Below are 18,960 nucleotides of genomic sequence, written 5' to 3'. Positions count from 1 at the left end.
CATTGGCCCGCTCGAGCTGTCGAGCGGGCCAGGCAACGGCTACTGGTCGAGCAACTTCATGACCTCTTCCGGATAGCGCAAGCCAGCGGTGGCATTGGCCGGGAATATCGCTTCAAGGGCCTGCAACTCTTCGCGGCTCAGTTTCACCTCCAGCGCGGCCACATTTTCCTCCAGGTATTTACGCTGTTTGGTGCCCGGAATCGGGATCAGGTAATCCCCTTGAGCCAAAACCCAGGCTAAGGCCAATTGGCCGGCTGTCACGCCTTTGTCGGCGGCCAGCGTTTGTACCTGCTGCACCAACAACAGGTTTTTAGCGAAGTTTTCCCCTTGGAAACGCGGGCTGAAGCGACGGTAGTCGTCTGCGGCGAAGTCATCCGGGCTTTTCAGTGCCCCGGTCAAAAAGCCCCGGCCCAACGGGCTGTAAGGTACGAAGGCCACGCCCAGACGCTGGCATGCGGCCAGGCAACCGTTATCTTCCTGATCGCGGCTCCACAGCGAATACTCACTTTGCAGGGCGCTGATCGGATGAACCTTGTTCGCTCGCTCCAGCGTGTCGACCGAGGTCTCACTCAATCCTAGATAGCGCACCTTGCCGGCCTTCACCAGTTCGGCCATGGCGCCGACGGTTTCCTCGATGGCCACCTGCGGATCGATGCGGTGCTGGTAATACAAATCCAGGGTTTCCACGCCCAGGCGCTTGAGGGTGCCGTCGATTGCCGCGCGAATGTATTCCGGGCGACCGTTGACACCCCGTGCACCAGGGTTGGACGGGTCTCGGACAATGCCGAACTTGCTGGCCAGAAACACCTGGTCGCGCTTGCCGACAATCGCCTTGCCGATCAGCTCTTCGTTGGTGTGTGGGCCGTACATGTCCGCCGTGTCGAGCAGGTTGATCCCCAACTCCAGCGCGCGATGCAGCGTTGCCGTGGCTTCGCGGGTGTCTACGCCGGTGGTGTAGAAATCGGTCATGCCCATGCAGCCCAGACCGATGGCTGACACCTGTGGTCCGTTCTTGCCCAGTTGACGTGTTTGCATGAAATGAACTCCCTGTGGATGTAGGCGCTTAGTGTCGATCTCGACAGAACGAAGATAAACCGGCTAAAAGTGCTATCACTGTTCGTAATTTCTAAATAATCATCGAGTCCTGACCATGGATCGTTTAAACGCCATGCGTGTATTCACGCGTATCGTCGAACTGGGCGGCTTCGCCAAGGCGGCGGACAGCCTGCAATTGCCGCGTGCCTCCGTGACCATTCTGATCAAGCAACTTGAGGCCCACCTGGGCGTGCAACTGCTGCAACGCACCACCCGGCAAATCAGCCTGACGCTCGATGGCGCAGCCTATTACCCGCGTTGCGTGCAGTTGCTGGCGGATCTGGAGGAAACCGAAGCCGTGTTTTCCGCTGCTCGCCACAACCCCAAAGGCCTGTTGCGAGTGGATATGCCGGCGGGAGTGGGGCGTTTGATGGTGATCCCGGCATTGCCGCAATTCACAGCACGCTATCCCTTGATCGAGCTGGAAATCGGTTTGAATGACCGGACTGTGGATCTGATCCGCGAAGGTGTCGATTGCGTGTTGCGGGGCGGCTCGGCCCTGGACGAATCACTGGTGGCGCGACCGCTGGCCACACTGGATCAGGTCACGTGTGCGAGTCCCGAATACTTGCAGCGTTGCGGGACTCCGTGGTGTCTGGAGGATCTGAAGGGGCATCAGATGGTGGAGTACTTTTCCAATAGCACAGGCAAACGCTACGGACTGGAGTTTGTCGTCGATGGGCAGTTGCGGTTGATCGACCTGCCCAAGCACGTCGCGGTCAACAGCTCCGATGGCTATCTGGCGGCGTGTGAGGCGGGGTATGGCTTGGTCCAGGCTCCGTATTATCACGTTGCCCGTCAATTGAAGGAGGGGCGGTTGATCGAGGTCCTGAGGGATGTGCCGCCACCGGGTATGCCGCTGACGGCGCTCTATCCTCCTCACCGCCAGTTGTCCCGGCGGGTTAGGGTGTTTGTCGACTGGCTGGTGGAACTTTGCGCTCAGTCGGGTAATGGTTTTTACAGAGAAGACTCACGCGGCTGAGCGGGCACCGATGGGGACGTCGGCGCAGCGGTGGCCTATCGTGGCGTTGGCGTTGTGTTGTAGATCGTCATGCAACTGTTGCATGTGCGGGCAGTTCAGGTTGAGGGGGCGAGACTGGACACCCCGATGAAACAGGGCGAACCAGCCATTGCCACCCGGCGTGGGCATCAGGCCGGTGAAGGCGAAGCCCAGCGCCGAAAAGCTTCGCAAGTCTCGTGTGAAGTGCCGGGATAGTTCGAGTCTGGCGCAGATCGTCCACTGCCTGGGCAGCTGCCAGAGTTGTTGGAGCAAGTGTCTGTTCAAGCGCGGAATGACAATATCGAACCGATGCTGGTGTTGCTTTATTTGCAAAGGCATCTCTGACCGCGACGCTATAGCCTGCCGGGTTCCGAACACCGAGCACAGGTGCTTCATGAGCGCCCGGTAGCGTTCGGGCCAGGGAATGTCGGGGAGCGGGTGCTCACATCCTTCGACCATGCGACACCCCATCACGATGGTTTCCGGGAGTGGTTCAGCGAATGGCGAAGGGACATAGTCGGGAAGCAATCCAGTGCTGTGAAAACCGATCTTTTCTGCCATGCGTTGAGTGTAGGGATGGTGGGTCACTTGCTTGATCGAAACGCTCGTGAGCCCCAGAGAACCTGACTGCCTCAATAACTCTCGGCCCAGGCGGGTTGCGATACTTTGTCCCTGTGCGGCGGGATGCACCACGCTTAGGGCCAGTTCCGCGGTATTCGAAAGCGTGTCGCAACACAATGCGGCATGCCCCAGAACGCGTGCGTCGTCCACGGCCAGCATCGATTGCCAGCGCCCCGCGGCGTGGTGCTGACTGATCATGTTCGGCAGGTAGACATCCGGCTGAACGTAATGATCGCCGTAGACCTCTCGAAACAGTTGACTCACGGCACCTGCGTCGGAGGGGCGGTAGGCGCGAAATATCAACCGGGTCATCACACAGTCTCCAGCGAGGGAGTGTCATACACTCGCAAATCCAGCACCCTGAGTTGTTTGCCCGAGCGAGGGTGAAGCTTCAGATCGGTGGTTGCACAGGTCTGCACCCGCAACTCGAGCAGGCCCTCGCGGCTTAGCTCGACGATGGCGGGGTAGTGGGCAAGCAGCGCCTCACGCAGTGCGTGGCGATCCGGTTCGACGGTTTGCAAGTGAGGTTCAGGCACCCACATCACGCTCAACAGATCTTTGTGGCCGGTCTGCTCGATCAGCAATTGCCATTGCTCAGTGCGTGCTGCACGCTGAACAATCTCGTGTATTTCTTCGGTAAACAGCGACAACACACCTACTCGTATACGTTGACTATGGGCACTGCGCCCCTTGAGGGCGAATTTACGCATCGGGGTTGCGGTCGGTTCACGCCAACAAGCACGGTCTCCCACCGGGTAACGCAGCAGCGGCATGAGCTGGCGTGTAAGGTTGGTCAGTACCAACAACCCGATGCGATCGCATTCTTCAATCACTTCACCAGTGTCTTCATCGATGATTTCCAGCAGGGTTTGTGGTTCGAATACCCGATGCTCGCCCAATGCACAGTCGCGATCGCTGGCGCCAATGAGTCCGGCGTCTACGCTGGCATAGCCAATAGAGGCGATGCGTGCGTTGGGGAACACTTCTGCGAGCATTGCCAACTGCGCGGTAAACAGGCTTTCGCCGCCGTACAGCAGCGTCTCGACCCCGCACAACACAAGCCGATGCTGCGCCAGGTAAGCTGCGAATCGCAATAACTGTGCCGGCACTCCGGCCAGAACATTGATCCGATGTCGTGCGATGGCATCCGCCAGTACGTCGAGCTCGACGCTGCCGGTAAACGGAAACTCACAGATAGGTCGCCCGACATGAGCCAGGGAGTCGTGGATAAACAGAAAGCTGGCGTAGAGATCCCCTGAAAAAAACAGGTTGGCAACCCGGTCGCCGTTGTTCAGTTGAGCTGAGAGGCTGGCGCCGAACGTGCTGACCAAAGTGTGCCATTCCTCGGAGGAGTAAACTGCAAGTTTGCCCTGGCTGGTCGAACCGCCGGTTTTAAATACCAGTGCGTCATCGACATCTCCGGTCAGGACTGACCAATGACTCAAGTCGTTGCTACCGGACCAATAGTCGGCCACATTGGTTAATGGCAGATCTTTTAAAGTAAGCCTGTTCGCGGGCAAGTGCTCCAGATGTTTACGGTAGAAGTTGGAGTGTTGTCTTATATAAGGTAAAAGTTGATCAAGCGAATAAGTTGGCTTCACGGCATTCTCTTTTATGGTGAGCGTCTTGCGTCGACTTTTTTATTTTCGTTGATCGATAATTAACGGTGTTTTGCCACTGTGTTTGTTTCGGGTGAATGCTTGTTCAGCGCATGTCGTCACCTCCACAATTAAAAGTTCAGCACGCACCGCATTCGCCAAGGCTTCGTGGGTCAGCAGTTTTTCGTGTACCCACGCGGCGTCTGCATCCGCGCGAACGTGCATTCGTTCGATCCCGTCGGCGTTGTGGTCCAGGACCACTTGAATGGGGGATCCCACACTGAGTTCCAGCGCCGCAGGCGCAATGAATTCCGTGCCAATGCGCACCAGCTTGCCGTGCCGCTGCAGCAGTTCGAATCGTGGCGTCTCCAGTCCGCAAGCGCAGGCTCCGGGTATCCAGCGGCCGGTGTCGCCGATGTCATATCGGCGCACGTGCTGACCTTGCCGGGCGCGGGACGTAAACAGCAGCCGGCCGATCTCATTGGCCTGTACCGGCACATCCTGTTCGAGCTGAACGATTTCCAGATGCTGGGTTTCGCTCATCAAATGGAATACACCGTCCGCCGTTGCCCGGCAGGCATGCCCCAGGGGGCCGGCATCGACGGAGCCATACATGGCGGAGCGAATCGTCGACACCCCACAACTTTCCATCAGGCGCCGACTGGCTTCTCCCGGATGTTCGCCGCCAAGGAATACTTTGCCGATACCGGCATAAGCGCGAAGTCGGGCCTGCTCTTTGAGAAACAGCCGATGCAGCGTACTGGGCATGCCGATCAGCACGGTGACGCGCTGCTCCACGATCAGTCGGGCGATTTCGCTGAAGTCATCGTCCTGGGGAGCCCCCATGGGCAAATGCACAACACCCATCTGTTGAAGAATGTTGGAAAAGCTGAAAAAACCACCATAAAGGTTGCCGCCGTAGAACAGGTTCATCACCCGGTCCAGTGACGGATCGAGGCCGACGCAGAACATGCCATCGGCTGCGGCGCGCATTTGTCGTTGAAAGTCTTGATAGCTGAATCCAGCCAACGCCGGCGTCCCGCTGCTTCCGCCGGAACGGAAGTACAGCTGTGCTGCGGACCCGATCGGCTGGGCCATAAAAGTGCATTTGTCCATGATCGGGTCATTAGATGTGTCAGGGGCAGGCGGAACCGGGTCGAGCGTCGCACGGCCCGTCGACACATGCGGGGGCAAACTCACCGAGAGGCGGCGACTCAGACGCGACAGCGCGTAGACGCCATCGTGGGGCTCACCGGCGTAGCCGTCATGGATCGACTCACAAGGCGCAATGCGGCTGACGCCGGCATTGACCAATGTTCGAACAGTCTCAGGCGTTTTTGCCGGGGGGCACATCAACGCGCAACTTTGCAGGACGTTGCGCCAGGGCTGCAGTGTCTCGGCGAGCAGATGTTGCGGAACCGGTTTGAGCATAATCGTACGAAACAGTGGTGACGGCGCGAGCGTTTGATGGTGCTCCCAGATGACACGCCATCCGAGGCCGGTCCACACCTGGCCGGTCTGATTGGCAAAGCACTGGCCGAGCCGCGCCATGGCGGTTCGGGTAGTGATTTCCGATGCTTCCTGATCTGTCGGGCTTAACGCCGGCCAGTGTGGGGCGCGACGGATGAAGGCTTCGGCCAGTCGATCTCCAAGGTTCTGCAAGACGGCTGGATCGTTGCTGTCCACCAGCACCCACTGAGGGCTGGTGCACGCCTGCTGATCCAGTCGACAGACTTCATCCACCAACGCATCGAGCGCCGAAGGGGTCGCCGCGTCAGGTGACAGATAGGCAAAGCTGATTTTGTGTCCCCAATCGATCCAGCGACAGCCGGACGGGATCTGCTGACGGATAGATTTAAGCGCCGCTTCCCCGCCCCAGGCGGACACTCCATCGGCCTTGGCGCAGAGTTGAGCGATGTACGAGGTGTTCACCGGCAGAACCGCTACGAATTCGGCCAGTCTGCCGCTGGTGTCGCACTGCACAAGGGCGGCGAGCAACTGTGCGGTCAAACCCTGATCGCTGGAGCTGGGGCGAAGCCAGTTGATGTTGCCGGCCAGCAGGCTTTCGAGGATCGCGCAGAACGCCAGCATCGGCGCATTGCCCGGGGTGATATGCACCACCAGCCCCAACGGGTGCCAGCTTTCGAAGCACGGTTGTCGGTAGTCGATGCGTCGCAGCGAACGCGGTAGCTGGCCCAGTTCCCGCTCAAGCTTGGTGCTCAGGTTGCTGTGTTGGCAGAAATCGATCAGCCCTTGATATTGATCGTCGTCGAGGGACAGATCCAGGCTACGAGTTTGCAACTGCGCCGCAAAGCGAGCGGCAGACTCGATGACGGTCTCGCTATCGATCGGTGCGCAAAGCAATCGAGGCAATGATTCTTGAAGGAGTTGCAGGGCGCTTTGCGGGGTGACGTCATCACGCAACTGGCCATTGATCAGGTACATATCAAGCCCCCCCGATCAGTTCTGAAGCGGCCATGGCACAGCTGCGACTGGCGGTGGTGCCGGCACGTCCATGCAGTTCGAACCAATCGGTCGCCAAGCCGCATCCGCAACTTGTGCCGGGGTGCAATGTCGCCAGATCGCCCATGACCACAGCATGAGCAGGGCTGGACGAGATGTACGGGGAGACGAATCCCAGCAAGCCGCGCTGGCCGTAGGGCTGGACAGTGAAATCGGATGGGTTGCGCACGAAAACCCTCGAGTAAATCGGTACATGAAAATGATGGTGGGCACACTGGATATAGGGCACGGCATGCTCTACGGCGCCGTAGCCGTCCCGACAGCGGGACAGGTCGATACCCAATTGCCGGTTGATGCGGGCATACAACTTATGCAGGGGAATCTCCTGCGCGGCCTGGGTTTTCCAGCCACCGCCCAGAAACACCAGTGACTGGGCAGGCAACTGCAAATCGGCGACGCTGGTGTCTTCCATGCATTGAAGCGCATGCGAAAGGAATGCCGGAAAACCGATAATGCGAACGGGCAATCCTTCCTCGGCAAACTCCTGCAAGGCACGAATCACACCGAAAAGGTCGAAATCGTGGCCTTTTCCGGTCAGGCGCAAGCCGTAAACGACTCGGTTGACGGGGGCATAGCTGCAAAGAAACTGATCGGTGTAGGCCGTGCCCAATGTGGTGGCAGCCTCGGGTTCATAGCTCAGGAGCAGGTAATTGCAGGGGGTGTGCGGAGTATCCCAGCCGTAATGCCGGAAGATGTGGTTCACCATGCCTTGTGCCGCGGTCATGCTGCGATGGTCGTAGCGCATGCGACTCTTCTGGCCGCTGGTGCCGGATGATGTCAGCTCCAACGCGTCTTCGCCTGTGGGGCCGAACAACAAATGACGTTTGAAGTAATTGGCGAAAATCGGCGGCAGCCTGGACCAGTCATCCAGTGTCTCCAGGGTGTTGGCAGCAAGCCCATTGGCGTTCAGCCAGCGTTCATATCCGGGCGTGTGATGACAATGAAACAGGCTGATTTCACCCATTGCCTGATCGAACAGACCTTTTGGCATGGATTCCAGGCAATAGGGTTGTGCTAACGCGCAAAGCGCATCGGTGTGGGGTAGATGGATCATCAAGAGACCTGTGGGGTGGTGTCAGACGGCAAGCGTGATATGAGAGCGGCGCAGAAACAGTCGTAAGGGCACCAGGCACAAGAGTCCCGTGAGACCGGCCATCAGGGCGAAAGCTTCAAGGCTGTCACCGGCACCCAGAGCGGCAATGATCGAGCCGCCACCACCCATCACGGCGATGGAGATCATGCCGATCATGGCCGAGACCAGGCCTTTGCTGTCGTCGCTGGAGAACAGGGCGAGCCGGTACAGCGCGGCATTGCTCATGCCAAGACCGATGGCGTAAAGCGATAGGCAACTGACCAACAGCACCGTTGAAGCACCGGTGAACGTTATGGTGATCAATGCAATGAGCCCGCCGCAAAATGGCCAGAGCGCATATCGAATCAGTTGGGGCAGTTCAGTGTTGGCAAGCAATCGATTGAGTATCAGATTGCCGAGAATGACGGACGCAAATACCGGGATTTGCCACAGGCCGTACTGCAGAGGAGAAAGTCCTTGGCCCTGGATCAGCAAGATTGGCGCCAAGCCGATCCAGGCAATCAACGGCAGGCTCATGAGTCCGAGGGCGACGGTAGCGCTCAGGAATTGCGTGTTGCTGAGCAACGCGGCGTATCGGCGCACGGTGCCGTTCCATTCAAAGGGCACTGCGGCCAATTGTTGACCGTCCTGGCGCACAGTACCCACGGTTTCCGGCATGAACAGGTAAAGCCCGAACCAGACCGTCGCGCCACCGGCGCCCAACACTAAAAACAGCTCCCGCCAGGAAAGCCATTCCAGCGCCAGGCTGCCGAGCAGGGGGCCGAGAAGCGGGGAGAGCAGCGCAACGTTCCCCAGCAACGCCATGATTTTTACCGCGTCGGCTTCGCAGAAGACCTCTTGCAGGGCTGGATAACTGACTGCAATGACAAATCCCAATCCGATGCCCTGAATCAGGCGCAAGCCGTTGAAGGCAAGAATGCTCTGCACGTAGAACGCCGCGGCACAGGCCAGAGCAAACGCCGCACAACCGATGAGCAACAGCCTGCGACGACCGAAGTGATCGGACAATGGACCGATCAGCCACTGCAGCAGAATGCCGCCAATCAAGTAAAGGTTGAAGGCATATGGGACGTGACTCGGACTGGCATCCAGTTGATGGGTTACGGTCAACATGGCCGGCATGATCATATCGCTGGCCATATAAGTCAGCAGCTCGAAAAGAGTGATCGCAAGGCAAAAACCAAATAATCGAGGCGGACTTATATCTATCAAAGGTTTGCGCATGGTGTTCCTGTCGGTGCTGGAAGTTGGATAAAGCAGCGGAGCAAGAATAACCATGGCTCATGAATGATTACATGTGCTTATTTGAGGCTAAGAGTTTCAATGCTTTTCGTTATATGTCTGGTTGGGAGGTCAAGAGAAAGAAGAGTAAATTTGTAAATAAAATTACAGCGAAATAATAACGGTTCCACCCAAAAATGCCTGCTATAGAGCAGGCATTTTTACGCGAGGTGTAGGAAAGTTCTTCGTCTTGTGAGTGAACAGTAAATTGCTCTCTGGTCAAGAAAGCAAATTAACGTTATCGACGCTGATAGTAGCCGTGTCCGTCACGGTCGTAATGGTGGCCGCCATGCCAGCCGTTATTAGGAAAAATGATGCAGCCACTCAGGGTCAGGAGGGCGAGCAGTGGAATCAGCCGTGTGATTCGACGGAGCATTTTAAAAATCCTCATGGTTATCGCCGCAATGAAGTCAAAACTCTTCATCGGCTGTAACATGAGACCCCGTTTGCAGCCCCGCATTCGCAAAGAACTGTAGGGGTTTGGTATGCAGTCGGATACAAACCGGATACATTTTTTTGGTTCAGGAACCCGTAATGACCCAGTCGCAACGTTTGAAATACTCGATTCTGATTTCCCTGGTGGTACTGGGGATCATGTTCGGCCTTTCCTGGCTGCAGAACGCAGGGTTCATCAGTGAGAAGCTGTTCCAGTACATCGCCATTGGCGTGGCGGTGGTCGTGGTGGTGATCAATGGCGTGATGCGTCGCAAGGTCAAGCCTTGAGCGACGCCTGCTGGCCTGATTGCACACCATGAAGGACGGCTACAGCCTGTGGATGCAGGCTGTAGCTTTTGTCTGGATTGAGCGTGATCACGCCTTCACTGCACAGGCGTTTCAACACTTCGCGGACACTGAGAAAGGACAGGGGAATGTCCAGGTCCAGCAAATGACTGTGCACACCGCGCACACCCAGGCTGCGGTCGCCTTCGGCGGCGCTTAGCAAGGCGTCGATGACTTTCAGGCGAATCAGGCTGGTCCGCAGGCCAAAGCACTTGAGCAAAAACCTGATCCGTTCGTTGCCCTGGCGTTCGGTCTGTTGATTGCAAGCACCGGAGCTCATGGCGCTGCCCTTTGATGCATGGCTACCATCCGTTGGCAGTTGCGGGTTGTACATGCAAAAACTCCTTTCCAGAGCCTGATCATGAAAATGTGATGGGTGCTCTTGATCAATAAGACGAACGAGCCGGGAAATAATGAAGACCTGCATGTAGAAAATTTGTCGCCGCGACGTCAGCGCTCTGTGAGAAGGGCATTGGGGATGCCCTCAAAGACCTAATTTTTTTGGTGTTTGCTTCGTTTTTCTGGAAGGCGCATTGCGTGTCATACGTCTTTTCGATCAGGAGCGAGCGTGATTATTTCCAGGCAGTTAACCAGGTTGAGCCTGGCGGGTGTGTTTCTGGGGCTGAGCCTTGCGGCAAACGCGCGCAGCCAGCCAGAGCAGGCGACGGCCGACATCCGTCGTACCAGTTTCGGCGTACCGCATATCCGCGCCGAAAACGAGCGTGGGCTCGGCTATGGCATTGGCTATGCCTACGCTCAAGACAACTTGTGCTTGCTGGCCAATGAGATCGTCACCGTCAATGGCGAGCGTTCGCGGTATTTTGGCCCGGAGCAGGTGACGCTCGAGGAGCGCGGCAACCTGGCCAGCGATCTGTTTTTCAACTGGCTGAACACCCCTGAGGCTGTCGCCGGTTTCTGGCAGGCGCAAACTCCGGAAGTCCGTGAGCTCATTGAAGGTTATGTGGCGGGTTACAACCGTTCGCTGACAGAGCGTCGAGCGCAAGGTTTACCGCAGCAATGCCAGGGCGAATGGGTGCGCGCAATTACCGCCCAGGACCTGGTCAAGTTGACTCGTCGATTGTTGGTCGAAGGCGGCGTGGGGCAGTTTGCCGAAGCACTGGCCGGCGCGACTCCGCCTAACGCCGTCGCTCATGTGGCAGGCGACCCGGAGTCGTTCCAGTTGGCGGCTTCGCGCATGCAACGCTTCGCTCTGGATCGCGGCAGCAACGCCGTGGCGGTTGGCAGTGAGCGTTCGTTCAACGGTCGCGGAATGCTGCTGGCCAATCCGCACTTCCCTTGGGTGGGCGGGATGCGTTTTTATCAGATGCACCTGACCATTCCCGGCAAACTGGATGTGATGGGCGCCGCGTTGCCCGGTCTGCCGATGATTAACATCGGGTTCAATCAGCATCTGGCATGGACCCACACCGTGGATTCGTCCAAGCACTTCACCTTGTATCGCCTGCAACTCGATCCGAAGGAGCCGACCCGCTACCTGCTCGATGGCAAGTCCTTGCCGATGAAAAAGCAGACGCTGGCGGTCAGCGTGAAGCAACCCGATGGCCAGACCCGGCAGATTTCTCATGTGGTCTATAGCTCGGCGTTCGGGCCGATTGTGCAATGGCCCGGAAAACTGGACTGGAACAATCAGTTTGCCTACAGCCTGCGCGATGCCAACCTGGATAACGACCGGGTCTTGCAGCAGTGGTACGCGATGAATCGTGCCGCCAGCCTCAAGGATTTACAGGCTTCGGTGCACAAGATTCAGGGGATCCCGTGGGTCAACACCCTGGCAGTGGACGATCAGGGGCAGACGCTTTACATGAACCTGTCGGTGGTGCCGAACGTCAGTGCCGAGAAGTTGGCCAAGTGCAGCGATCCGCGAGCGGGGTTACAGATGATCCTGCTCGACGGCTCCAACGGTGCTTGTGCCTGGGACATCGACCCGCACGCTGCGCAAAAAGGCATTTATGCGGCAGACAAGTTGCCGCAACTGTTGCGCAAGGATTTTGTGCAGCATTCCAACGATTCGGCCTGGATGGCTAATCCGGCACAACCGCTCACCGGTTTCTCGCCATTGATCAGTCAGGACAGCCAGCCATTGGGGCTGCGTTCGCGCTTCGCCCTGGAGCGCCTGAGCTTTTTGAACAAGGCGGGTCCTATAGCGGCGGCGGATCTGCAACACATGGTGATGGACGATCAGGTGTATCAGGCGGCCCTGGTGATGCCGGACCTGCTGCAATTCTGTGCCGCGGACCTCGGCACCGATGCGCCGACGCTGACGCCCTTGTGTGCGAGTCTCAAGGCTTGGGATCACCGAGTGAATCTGGACAGTGGGCTGGGCTTTGTGCATTTTCAGAACGTCATGCTGGCGTTGCAGCAAACCCCTGACTTCTGGCGTGTGGCGTTCGATACGAAGGACCCGCAAACCACACCGCGTGGCCTGGCAATCGAACGGCCGGAAGTCGCCAAAGCGGTTCGGGCGGCGATGCTGGCTTCGGTAGAAAAGGTCAAGAGCCTTGGCTTGAAGGCCGATAGCCGCTGGGGCGATATCCAGGTGGCCAGCAGTGGCGGGCAGCAAACGCCGATCCACGGCGGGCCAGGCACGCTGGGTGTGTATAACGCCATTCAAAGCGTGCCGAGAACCGACGGCAAACGTGAAGTCGTCAGTGGCACCAGCTATTTGCAGGTGGTGACGTTCGATGACAAGGGGCCGCAGGCTCAGGGGTTGCTGGCATTCTCGTTGTCCAGTGACCCGGCGTCGAAGTATTCCCGGGACCAGACACAGGCCTTTTCGAAGAAACAGTTGAGTGTGTTGCCGTTCAGCGAGCAGCAGATCACGGCTGATCCGCAGTACCAGGCTCAGACGATCCGCGAGCAGGATGAAAAAGCAGGGAAGATCGCCGCGCAATAACAGCGATAGCGTTTAAATGAAAAAATGAAGGCCGCACCCCGCAAGGGTCGCGGCCTTCAGCTTTTTGGGGCTTGTTGAGGCATTGAGTTGAGGACCGGATTGCCGTCCTGGTTGCGGGTCAGGTAGACCGGCAGCACCTTGGGCAGCGAAGCCACCAGGTTATTGAGTTCTTTGATGTTGTAGATACCGCCGAGGCGAATCGAACCAGCGCTATGGTCCGCGAGCATCACCGGTTTGTTCAGATAACGATTGATCAAGGGCAGGGCGTCGGTCAGCGCCAGGTTATCAAGCACCAGTTTGCCGCTGCGCCAGGCCAGCGATTGGTCGTTGGCATAGGTCTGGCTGATTTGTGGCGTGAAGTCGCCGTGCCTGTAACGTGCCTGCATCGCAGGTTCCAGGCGTAGACCGTCGCCGGGCAGGGCATCGTTGCTGGTCACCAGCACGGAACCCTCGATCAGGTTCACACGTACTTGGTCTTCATACATCCAGACATTGAATTGGGTGCCGGTGACGCGAATCCTGCCGTCGCCCGCCCTGACAATGAACGGGTGCTGCAGGTCGTGGCTGACGCTGAAGAAGGCTTCGCCTTTTTTCAGCGTGACACGACGTTGATCCTTGTAATTGCTGAACGTCAGTTCACTGCCCAGGTTCAGCTCCACCTGGCTGCCGTCACCTAGCGTGACCTGACGAACATTATCGGTCGCCTCGAAATGCTGGTAGGCATTGGGCAGCCACCCCAGGTTCCATCCGGTATACGCCGCCAGTGGCAGCGCCAGGGCGCAGACGGTGGCGGCGATGCCGAAGGTGCGCCAGGGCGTTGTCGGTTTGAGCCGAACAGCCGGTGTGGCGGATTCAGGACGAGGTAAATCCCCCGCAACATCCCAGATCTCCAGCATGGCTTCGTACTCGAAGGCGTGCAGCGGATGAGCATCACGCCATTGCTCGAACGCCAGGCGTTCCTCTTCTGTGCAGTCGGTGGCGTGCAGACGCATGCACCAGTGCGCAGCGGCATCGGTGATGGCGTCGTATTGGGCTTGCGAGAGAGAGTGGTCGGTCATTGACTCATCCTGATTTCCTGCATTCTAACCTTGAGGGGAAGTCTGCGAGAACAGCCGTCATGGCATTTCCCCATCAAAGTGGCGCTTATTTTTATGGTTCAAGGAGTGCTGGTGTGCAATTGTCGCCCTAACTGACCGATTAACCAGGACACGCTATCAGCATTGCTGAGTTGCACAGCCAGTCTGGTCGTTGAGTCCCTCATGAAGCGCTTGCGGGCATCGTCCAGAGTCTGTTCACCCGTTAATTTCAAAACATGTTCCAGCATCCGATCAGTATTGTCATAAGTAGTACTGCCAAAATCTTCCCATAGCCCGGAATCAGCATTCTCGAGCTTGAACAGTTGATTCAAGGGTGACTTGCTCGATAAGGCGGTCCGCTGAACGTCAGTCAGTGCTTTTTTAAGGTCTCTGGCCCGGGAGCTCGACGTTTCTATCAAGTCGGCAAAAGGTCTGGAGGCGTCGAGATAACCAAGGTCTTCTGTGTCGCACACAATGTGCGACAGTTCGTGGATCAAGGTGGAGGCACGGGCATGAGGCCGGATGGGGAAGGATGCATCAGACATGTAATTGCGGTAATGGTCGAAATACGGGAGAAAGAATTTCTCTGCCAGATAGACTTTGCGCTTGCGGTCCGAAGGAATCGTGAAGGCAAAGGTGGTTTCCCTGCCTTCATGGACGCTTCCGACCACAAACCGCTCGGACCTGGCTTCCCTGAGTGTGGGATCCAGCAAAGCACCAAAAATATCGCCGACGACTTTTTCGAGCATCGTCATATGCTCGGGTAGCACTGTCGGTACATCGAGAAACTCCATAATGAGCTGATGCACAGGAGTGACCTTGTTACCCGAGGTTCTGAGTAGTTGCAGGTTGCGAAAAGCGTTCCAGGCATACGTGGTCGCCTGGTCAAGACTTTCGTCGATCAATCGAGCCCTGACGGGAAACAGCATGCGGATTTCTGCCATCCCATCGGCTTCGACATTCATGCCTTCCCTTACAGCAAGAGCGGTCTCCAATCGGTTGAGCATGCTGTAGCGCGGAGCCAGCGCTTTCAAATCCAGCACCCATTGTTTGGAGGTGTTCAGGCGAAGATTGGGACCATGGGCATCGTCGCCGCCGATGCACCAACGCGCGCCCCGTTTTTCGAGTGGATACACTTTGCCTTCAACCGGGGCATAGTGTTTTTTTGTCGTCGGATGGGTGTAAAGCCCAAGCGTCGGGTTCGGCGTCAATGAGCCCAGATCGACATCGGGACTCTCATAGCGCTGCAAGTGAGTGCGTTCGGGAGCGGTGATGTCGACATCTTTCCATTTGAACCGGGTGTCGGGTGCTGCGGGTGTCGGCTCAGTCACGGACAAGGATGAGGGCGTCTGGTTTTCCATCGATTGACGCAAGGTGGCGAGTTGCGCAATACCGCTGATGAACGCCTTTATCGCGGCCCCCCACTTGTGCGTTTGCAGGTCTTCGGCAGACTGCTTGATGTCCCGGTAACTGCGCCATACCGTGATCGGATAAGCGAGTTTGCCCATGAAAAACGTAAAAGCCTGATGAAAGTCCTCACCCAATACATGCTTGATGGTTGCCCATTCGCCCTGAGCATGGTTGTCCGACTGACACCCCAGTAAACGAGCGAGTAATGCGGCGTTGTCGTTGAATAAGTGCCTGAACAGGTTTCCCTTGATCGGACTGGACGCCAGGGTGACTTCGTTGAGGCGATTACTGGTGTGCGCCATCCGGTTTTCCACCAGGATCCGATCAGGCTGCGGCAGATTCTTGAGTACCCAGTGATGCAGCGCGCCCCGGGTCTTCATTTCGGTCACCAGTTGTTGTTCATTGTCATATTCTTTCACCCCATGCCGAGGACTATAGGGCGCTATAAGCACCTGTGGTCCTGCGCTGTCCGACGTTGAACCGATCAAATAGAGGCCTGGCACTTTGATGGTCTGGCCACTCTTGATACCGATGAACTCAAGTGGGCGGATGATCGCATTTGCACCGTCGACTGCGGCACGGGCGATGGCGTCGGGCATGTCCATGACTTGCCGGATCAGATCAAACCCGGTCTCGCTCAGGCGCTCCTGCAGTTTTTCCGAATGGGCGTAGTGCATCAATTGCCAGGGCAATTGCGTGGCGAACCGCTTTCTGCGATCCACCGCGCTGATGTGTGTATCGGCAAACTCTGTGTTCAATATCACTTGCTGATGCTCGCCCAGCTTCAGGTTACGTATCAGGTCTTTGATGTAACTCTGGTCCATGTCGTCAGGAATGGTGGTGGCATTAAGCGACACCAGCTTGAAGGCGGCTTGTTCCAGATCCTTAATGTGGGTCAGCGCAAACTCTGTCAGGGTTTGTATCACTGGCCCAGATGTCGGACGTGGTCTGATGTGTATCTCCACATTGTCTGGGTCAATGTCGAAGGCGTCTGCCTTGAGTTGCTTCTGCAATTCATGGTGTGCCGTGCGCGCCAACGTGCGAACGCCGCTCAGGTAGTCCTTGTCGTCGGTGGTGTTATTCAGATATTGCTGAAGCAGTTCTCCGTGCAGCATCTGGTCTGCGATAGAGGCCTTTGCCAGCCATGCCGGAAGCATTTGCTGGGTTGTCAGGGACCGGGCGATGTCCGTTGCACGTTGTAACCCTGTCTTCGGTTCACGCAGTGCCACCAGGTTCAGCAACCTGGATAGGTTCGTAACGCAAAGCGGTGTCTTCAGTGCATCCTCGATGGACGTCAGGTCGAGGTGGACATTGGGCCTTTGTACATGATCGAAGAAATTGCCGTGTACCCGCTGCAGAGGTGCCAGGTTCACTATCTGCCTGGGCAATCGCTGGTCGCGTCCGAGGTTTTCCAGCAGCGTGCTACGTTCATCTTGGTCTTGCAGGCGTCTTTCTAGTTCGGTCAGCAAGGGTTTGAGTGACGGGAATGCTTCGAAGCCAAGCGCCGGGGTCCATACAATGGCCTTGCCCGAATGTATCGGGTCCAGTCCGCCTCGTTCAGTCAGCACAAAACAACTGGCCAGTTTCAATAAGTCGGCGGAGTCGTCCACCTTGAGCGCCAGAGAAAACACGTCGGGCAGAAAACCGTTAAGTGCAGTGCGTTGCAGGTGCACCGGGGCATCGAGCACCGTTTTGATGATCGCCTGTTCCGTTGCACCTAACGTACGGGCGACGGTTCGCAGTTTGAGTTCGCTGCGCAGCGCCGTTGACAGGGTATGGGTGAAGCTCGATTGCAAGCCTTCCAGCGATGAACCGACGATACGCTGCGCTTCAGCGACCGTGCGGGTTAGGGCGGGAATGGTGGGGTGGTTTTCAAGGCGTTGTTCGAGCGCCTGTTCGACCGTGGAGAGCAGGCTCAGCTGTTCTTTGGCCGACTCGGCGCGCACGGTGGCCGGTTGCGCGCTCCAGCGCTGGTCTGCTTGGGTGCTCCAGCGCCCGGCAGTGTCGGGGACCAGCAGCCGATCGTCGATCAGGCCTCGAACATCCAGCGCCTTGTCGAGCAGGGCGTGGAGGTTGAGCGTGCCTTCGCTTTCACGGTACCGGCTCAAGGCGTAGCTCAGGTTTTGCGATTGTTTGGCAAGCACGTCCGCCATCAGTTGTTCAAACACCGGACCGACAATCGCTTCACCGATAAGCATTGTGTCATGGGGTTTCAGGTCAAGAAACGTGCCGCGCTCATCCAGCGACATGAAATTGAGCAGCGTGTCTTCATGACCTTCGCTTTTCAGCATGCGCAACACGATGCTCTTGATGGCGGGCAGGTCGCTCGTGGCTTCGATGCCTCGGGATTGGGTGTACAAAAAACCGAGCGTATCGTCACCGCCAATCATCAAGGTCGAGGCCAGTTCCGCATAGTGCTTATAGGGGGCGGTGACGCGCACTTTTTCAATACGCAGAGACGCGCCCGGGGTGGGCATGAGGCTGATGTTCATAAGGCGCAGGTATTGCTGCACGGACAAAACACCTTGCTGGCATCTGAGCAACAGATTCACGTGATAGGTGTCGCGCATGCACTCGGTTAAAAACTCAGCACGAGATTGTCCGCCATTCATGGGCATGTTCCAGAACGTCTCGAGCAGGCTTTGCAGGTGTGGTGTAAAACTTTGCGCGATTTCCGTGATCGCACTTTCCCATACCTGGTTATCGGCGTTGCTGCTCACGCCGTGTCGGGGGTGGGAAAAAATCCGGTAGTCGCCAACGGGCCATTGATTGGTCAGGTAGTACTGCAGGAGGGCGGTGCCCAGCGGTAGCGCGGACATCTTGTGGCTATATTCGGTATTGTCGAAGGCGGAAACGGTGTTGATAAAGCTCTCCAGTCGCGTGTGGCGTTGGTCCAATTCGGGGAAGGACCTGGCCAAGGCAATCTTGAGGGTTTCATCGAGCATCGCCTGCAGGGTCGGAGTCTTTATCAGCTCGCCCATCATCACCTGGATGTTGTGGGCCCCATTGCGTTCGAGGACAGCCTCTTGATCCTGAAATACCGGCCCTTCGATGGCTTGTAGGGTGATGTCTGGCGTGGCGGCTGCCAGCAAAGCGGTGCGTTGTTCGATTGAGAGGTAGCGCAGTAATTCTCGCTTTCCGGTGTCCTGCACCAGCCACTCCTTGAGTTTGCTTTTCACGTCGTCCATGTCGGCGAATTTGATCAGACCTTTCCAGGGTGTGTAGAGCGTTACCTCGCCGTCATTGGGCCGGCTTATTGCGAAGGCTCCGGCCAGTGGAATATCGGCCGCACCGGTTTGGCTTAGAAGCAATCGGTCGACGTGCATAGGTTTGCTGTGTGTCTTGCGCGCTACTTGGGTCGGGAGGTAAACGCCCTTTAACCATTTCAGGTCATCAAGGGTGAAGTTCAGCGCTTTCTCGCGATCACCGGGTTGTTTGGCATTGGATGCACGTTCTGCCTCGTCGAAAAAATACGGCAGTGCTGGAGCAGTCATGATTTTTCCTCGATGGGCTGCGATCGATGGCGATCGCAGGTCGTTGGGTCGAGGGAAAACAGTAGGGCCAATGGA

Annotated in this window: 13 protein-coding genes; 3 read left to right on the top strand and 10 right to left on the bottom strand. The window is 57.2% G+C overall.

The window, feature by feature from the left end:
* Nucleotides 1–39: 39 nt before the first annotated feature.
* Entirely contained in the window at nt 40–1,035 is a 996-nt protein-coding gene (locus JUI81_RS03485) for an aldo/keto reductase (protein WP_204123738.1), read from the bottom strand.
* Nucleotides 1,036–1,150: 115 nt separating this feature from the next.
* On the opposite strand from JUI81_RS03485, the gene JUI81_RS03480 reads away from it, so the two are divergent.
* Nucleotides 1,151–2,077, top strand: a complete 927-nt coding sequence (locus JUI81_RS03480) for a LysR family transcriptional regulator (RefSeq protein ID WP_204123737.1) — start codon at nt 1,151–1,153, stop codon at nt 2,075–2,077.
* Here the strand turns inward: JUI81_RS03480 and JUI81_RS03475 are convergent.
* The 6 genes from JUI81_RS03475 to JUI81_RS03450 form a co-directional block, all read right to left on the bottom strand.
* Nucleotides 2,066–3,028, bottom strand: a complete 963-nt coding sequence (locus JUI81_RS03475; RefSeq protein ID WP_096480129.1) for a GNAT family N-acetyltransferase — start codon at nt 3,026–3,028, stop codon at nt 2,066–2,068. The two genes, JUI81_RS03480 and JUI81_RS03475, sit on opposite strands and share 12 nt — an antisense overlap.
* Nucleotides 3,028–4,317, bottom strand: a complete 1,290-nt coding sequence (locus tag JUI81_RS03470) for a phenylacetate--CoA ligase family protein (RefSeq protein ID WP_204123736.1) — start codon at nt 4,315–4,317, stop codon at nt 3,028–3,030. The genes JUI81_RS03475 and JUI81_RS03470 overlap by 1 nt, the downstream gene beginning before the upstream one ends.
* Nucleotides 4,318–4,356: 39 nt before the next feature.
* Nucleotides 4,357–6,759 carry an aldehyde dehydrogenase family protein gene (locus JUI81_RS03465; protein WP_204123735.1) on the bottom strand — a complete coding sequence of 801 codons (2,403 nt, stop codon included), beginning with the start codon at nt 6,757–6,759 and terminating at the stop codon, nt 4,357–4,359.
* A gap of 1 nt (nt 6,760) precedes the next feature.
* Nucleotides 6,761–7,891 carry an acyl-protein synthase gene (locus JUI81_RS03460; protein ID WP_204123734.1) on the bottom strand — a complete coding sequence of 377 codons (1,131 nt, stop codon included), beginning with the start codon at nt 7,889–7,891 and terminating at the stop codon, nt 6,761–6,763.
* Nucleotides 7,892–7,912: 21 nt separating this feature from the next.
* Nucleotides 7,913–9,154 (bottom strand): MdfA family multidrug efflux MFS transporter, encoded by a 1,242-nt coding sequence (locus JUI81_RS03455; RefSeq protein WP_026331694.1) that lies wholly within the window; start codon nt 9,152–9,154, stop codon nt 7,913–7,915.
* A gap of 295 nt (nt 9,155–9,449) precedes the next feature.
* The gene (locus tag JUI81_RS03450) at nt 9,450–9,587 is read right to left on the bottom strand and encodes a hypothetical protein (protein ID WP_019579242.1); all 138 of its coding nucleotides are present in this window, start codon (nt 9,585–9,587) and stop codon (nt 9,450–9,452) included.
* A gap of 158 nt (nt 9,588–9,745) precedes the next feature.
* Between JUI81_RS03450 and JUI81_RS03445 the strand changes: the two genes are divergently transcribed.
* Entirely contained in the window at nt 9,746–9,934 is a 189-nt protein-coding gene (locus JUI81_RS03445; protein WP_018926107.1) for a hypothetical protein, read from the top strand.
* Here the strand turns inward: JUI81_RS03445 and JUI81_RS03440 are convergent.
* Nucleotides 9,924–10,325 carry a fe2+ zn2+ uptake regulation protein gene (locus JUI81_RS03440; protein ID WP_204123733.1) on the bottom strand — a complete coding sequence of 134 codons (402 nt, stop codon included), beginning with the start codon at nt 10,323–10,325 and terminating at the stop codon, nt 9,924–9,926. The two genes, JUI81_RS03445 and JUI81_RS03440, sit on opposite strands and share 11 nt — an antisense overlap.
* 234 nt (nt 10,326–10,559) lie before the next feature.
* Between JUI81_RS03440 and JUI81_RS03435 the strand changes: the two genes are divergently transcribed.
* Nucleotides 10,560–12,905: an acylase gene (locus tag JUI81_RS03435; protein ID WP_028940498.1), complete on the top strand. Its 2,346-nt coding sequence runs from the start codon at nt 10,560–10,562 to the stop codon at nt 12,903–12,905.
* A gap of 56 nt (nt 12,906–12,961) precedes the next feature.
* Here the strand turns inward: JUI81_RS03435 and JUI81_RS03430 are convergent, their stop codons facing one another.
* Nucleotides 12,962–13,963, bottom strand: a complete 1,002-nt coding sequence (locus tag JUI81_RS03430) for a FecR family protein (protein ID WP_019579240.1) — start codon at nt 13,961–13,963, stop codon at nt 12,962–12,964.
* 98 nt (nt 13,964–14,061) lie between these two features.
* Nucleotides 14,062–18,885 carry a dermonecrotic toxin domain-containing protein gene (locus JUI81_RS03425; protein ID WP_204123732.1) on the bottom strand — a complete coding sequence of 1,608 codons (4,824 nt, stop codon included), beginning with the start codon at nt 18,883–18,885 and terminating at the stop codon, nt 14,062–14,064.
* Nucleotides 18,886–18,960 lie beyond the last annotated feature (75 nt).

Source organism: Pseudomonas sp. 008 (genome assembly GCF_016861935.1).
Lineage (GTDB): Bacteria > Pseudomonadota > Gammaproteobacteria > Pseudomonadales > Pseudomonadaceae > Aquipseudomonas.
Note: the sequence above shows the minus strand (reverse complement) of the source record. Positions and strands in the feature narration are given on the sequence as shown.